5 protein-coding genes are annotated in these 3,534 nt (G+C 66.5%); 3 read left to right on the top strand and 2 right to left on the bottom strand.

What is annotated here, in order from left to right; translation table 11 throughout:
- Both B2U11_RS05720 and B2U11_RS05715 read right to left on the bottom strand, forming a co-directional pair.
- Window positions 1-463 (bottom strand): dihydroxy-acid dehydratase (locus B2U11_RS05720; RefSeq protein WP_292070513.1); only part of this gene is annotated, 463 nt, incomplete at its 3' end.
- Window positions 464-553: 90 nt separating this feature from the next.
- Complete coding sequence (locus B2U11_RS05715) at window positions 554-706, bottom strand: hypothetical protein (RefSeq protein WP_201215711.1); 153 nt, start codon at window positions 704-706, stop codon at window positions 554-556.
- 232 nt (window positions 707-938) lie between these two features.
- On the opposite strand from B2U11_RS05715, the gene gap reads away from it, so the two are divergent.
- The 3 genes from gap to B2U11_RS15710 all read left to right on the top strand — a co-directional run.
- Window positions 939-1,946, top strand: coding sequence for a type I glyceraldehyde-3-phosphate dehydrogenase (gene gap, locus B2U11_RS05710; protein WP_292070510.1), 1,008 nt, complete (start codon window positions 939-941; stop codon window positions 1,944-1,946).
- Window positions 1,947-2,095: 149 nt separating this feature from the next.
- A complete protein-coding gene (locus B2U11_RS05705) occupies window positions 2,096-3,292 on the top strand; it encodes a phosphoglycerate kinase (protein ID WP_292070508.1) in 1,197 nt (398 codons plus the stop codon).
- A gap of 156 nt (window positions 3,293-3,448) precedes the next feature.
- On the top strand, window positions 3,449-3,534 hold an 86-nt coding region (locus B2U11_RS15710), incomplete at its 3' end, for a hypothetical protein (protein ID WP_414632938.1).

Raw genomic sequence — 3,534 nt, 5'->3', positions numbered from 1 at the left:
CGTAATAGACCAGGCCGGGGCTATCCATACGCGCCAGGGCCATGGCCGCCGCCGGGATCGTCTTGTCGCACCCGACGATGCAGACCACGCCGTCCAGCTGGTGGCCCTCGATGGCCAGTTCGATGCTGTCGGCTACGACCTCGCGGCTGATCAGCGAGGCCTTCATGCCCTCGGTGCCCATCGAGATGCCGTCGGTCACGACGATGGTGTTGAAATCGACCGGATAGCCGCCCGCCGCGATGATGCCGGCGCGCACGTCCTTGGCCAGACGATCCAGGTGCATGTTGCAGGGCGTCACCGTCGACCAGGTGTTGACGATGCCGATCATCGGCTTTTCGAAATCCTCATCGCGCATTCCGGCGGCCCGCAGATAGGAGCGCGCCGCGGCCCGGTTCGGGCCGTGCGTCACCGCCGCGCTGCGCGCGTTCGGCTTACGGGGCTGAGAGGTAGAATCTTGCGTCATCGGTCCGGTTCGGTTCGAACCGCCAAGCACGAAAAACCCCGCTTCCTTTCGGGAGCGGGGTGGTGCGAGGCGATCCTGAGTGCGTTTAGGTCAGGTCGCGTGCATCCACGCCGCTTGCGTAAGCAGGCCAAGGAGTACGGTAATGAGGGTTACGAACAGCGCCTGAGCGGGGTCCGGCGCGCGAACGGCCGCCACCGCCTTCGCGGTGCGTCCCTTCATCATGTCGCGCGTCATCGTGGCCACGGCGGGCTCCCTGTTCTGACGCCAAGAAACCATAGGCGTGGGGCCGGCGCAAGCGCTCTCTGCAAGAATTTTGCTCTCCCGTCCGAAAATCGTCTTCGAAGGGGTGTTTCTTGCCGCCGCGCTGAAAACCGCAACGTTTGGACGTGCGATGTGACGGTCGCGGGGTTGAAACCGGCCGCATCGCGGCTCATTGAAACGCCCAATCAACAAACCGCTCAGAGGAACCCCGTCCATGACCGTTCGCGTCGCCATCAACGGCTTCGGCCGCATCGGCCGCCTTGTCCTCCGCTCGATCGTCGAGCACGGCCGCAAGGACATCGAGGTCGTGGCGATCAACGACCTGGGCCCGGTGGAAACCAACGCCCACCTGTTCCGCTACGATTCGGTCCACGGCCGCTTCCCCGGCACGGTCACCTCGGGCGAGGACTGGATCGACGTCGGCACGGGCAAGATCAAGGTCACGGCTGAGCGCGACCCGGCCAACCTGCCCCACGCCGAGCTTAAGGTGGACATCGCCCTGGAATGCACGGGCATCTTCACCTCCAAGGATAAGGCCTCGGCCCACCTGAAGGCCGGCGCCAAGCGCGTCCTGGTCTCAGCCCCCGCCGACGGCGCCGACAAGACCATCGTCTACAAGGTCAACCACGAGACGCTGACCGCCGACGACATCGTCGTGTCCAACGGCTCGTGCACGACCAACGCCCTGGCCCCGGTCGCCAAGGTGCTGAACGACCTGTTCGGCATCGAGCGCGGCTACATGACCACAATCCACTCCTACACCGGCGACCAACCGACGCTGGATACGATGCACAAGGACCTGTACCGCGCCCGCGCCGCCGCCCTGTCGATGATCCCGACCTCGACCGGCGCCGCCAAGGCCCTGGGCCTGGTCCTGCCGGAACTGAAGGGCAAGCTGGACGGCTCGTCGATCCGCGTCCCCACCCCGAACGTCTCGGTGGTGGATTTGAAGGTCGTCGCCGGCCGCGAGGTCACGGTCGCCGAAATCAACGAGGCCCTGCAGGCCGCCGCCGACGGTCCGATGAAGGGCGTCCTGTTCACGACCAGCGACCCGCTGGTCTCGCACGACCTGAACCACATCGCCGCCTCGTCCACCGCCGCCCTGCCCCAGACCCAGGTCGTCGACGGCAAACTGGCCCGCGTGCTCAGCTGGTACGACAACGAGTGGGGCTTCGCGACGCGCATGAGCGACACCGCCCTGCAGATGGCGAAGTTCCTGTAAGTCCTTCGTTTCCGCTCATCCCGGCGAAAGCCGGGACCCAGTTCGATGGGCGATCCAGCCCGACCGTTTCGCACCGCTCATGATCCTGGCCGTCGTGTTTGCGAAGGACTGGGGCCCGGCTTTCGCCGGGATGAGCGGGAGGAGATCACATGACCTTCCGCACCCTCGACGACGCCAAGGACATCTCGGGCAAGACGGCCCTGGTCCGCGTGGACTTCAACGTTCCGATGGAGAACGGCAAGATCACGGACGACACCCGGTTGCGGGTCGCCGTGCCGACGATCCAGCGGCTGCGCGACGCGGGCGCCAAGGTGGTTCTGCTGGCCCACTTCGACCGCCCCAAGGGCCAGCGCGTCCCCTCGATGAGCCTGAAGCCCGTGGTCGAACCGCTTGAGAACGTCCTGGGCGCGCCCATCCGCTTCGCCGACGACTGCATCGGCGCCCCGGCGGTCGAGGCCATCCGCGACCTGGATCCGGGCGGCGTGCTGCTGCTGGAAAACGTTCGCTTCCACGCTGCGGAAGAGGCCAACGACCCAGTCTTCGCCGAAAAGCTGGCGGACCTCGGCGACCTCTACGTCAACGACGCCTTCTCGGCCGCCCACCGCGCCCACGCCTCGACCGAGGGCGTCGCCCATCACATCCCCGCCTACGCCGGCGAATCCATGCGTCGTGAACTGGAGGCGCTGGACGCCGCGCTCGGCAATCCGCAGAAGCCCGTGCTGGGCATCGTCGGCGGCTCCAAGGTCTCGACCAAGCTGGACCTCTTGAAGAACCTGGTCGGCAAGCTGGACCGCCTGGCCATCGGCGGCGGCATGGCCAACACCTTCCTCTATGCGCAGGGCGTCGATATCGGCGGCTCGTTGGCGGAAAAGGACATGGCCGACACGGCCCGTGACATCCTGACTGAGGCCGAGGCGAAGGGCTGCGAAATCCTGCTGCCGATCGACGTGGTCGTCGCCACCGACGTCAAGCCGGGCGCCGACACCCGCACCGTCCTGGCTCGCGAGGAAATCGGCGACGAGGAAAAGATTCTCGACGCCGGCCCGCTGACGGTCGAGAAGCTGATCAAGGCGATGGCTCTGTCCAAGACCCTGATCTGGAACGGCCCGCTGGGCGTGTTCGAGGTTCCGCCGTTCGACGCCGCCACCGTCAAGGCCGCAAAGGCCGCCGCCGACCTGGCCAAGTCGGGCGCCCTGGTCGCGGTCGCGGGCGGCGGCGACACGGTCGCGGCCCTGAACCACGCCGGGGTCGCGGACGACATGACCTTCGTCTCCACCGCCGGCGGCGCCTTCCTGGAATGGATGGAGGGCAAGGCCCTGCCCGGCGTCGAGGCGTTGCGCGCGTGACGCAGCCGGGGATTTTCGTCCCCGACGCAACCCGAGCCGCCAGACTGAGCTATAAGATGTCGCGTCCCGACTCGCCTGTAACCCGGCGTGACTTGGGGCGTGGTCGGCGCTAAGATTCGGCCAACAAAAAAGACTATCGGCTCAGGAGATTACCCAATGGCGCGCATCACGCTGCGACAGCTGCTCGACCATGCGGCGGAGAACGACTACGGCCTCCCCGCCTACAACATCAACAACATGGA

It is taken from the genome of Brevundimonas sp. UBA7534, from assembly GCF_002479325.1.
Taxonomy (GTDB): domain Bacteria; phylum Pseudomonadota; class Alphaproteobacteria; order Caulobacterales; family Caulobacteraceae; genus Brevundimonas.
Note: the sequence above shows the minus strand (reverse complement) of the source record. Positions and strands in the feature narration are given on the sequence as shown.

Coding starts and splice junctions, on each gene's coding strand:
- gap (WP_292070510.1), top strand. CDS start 939: ATGACCGTTCGCGTCGCCATCAACGGCTTCGGCCGCATCGGCCGCCTT.
- B2U11_RS05705 (WP_292070508.1), top strand. CDS start 2,096: ATGACCTTCCGCACCCTCGACGACGCCAAGGACATCTCGGGCAAGACG.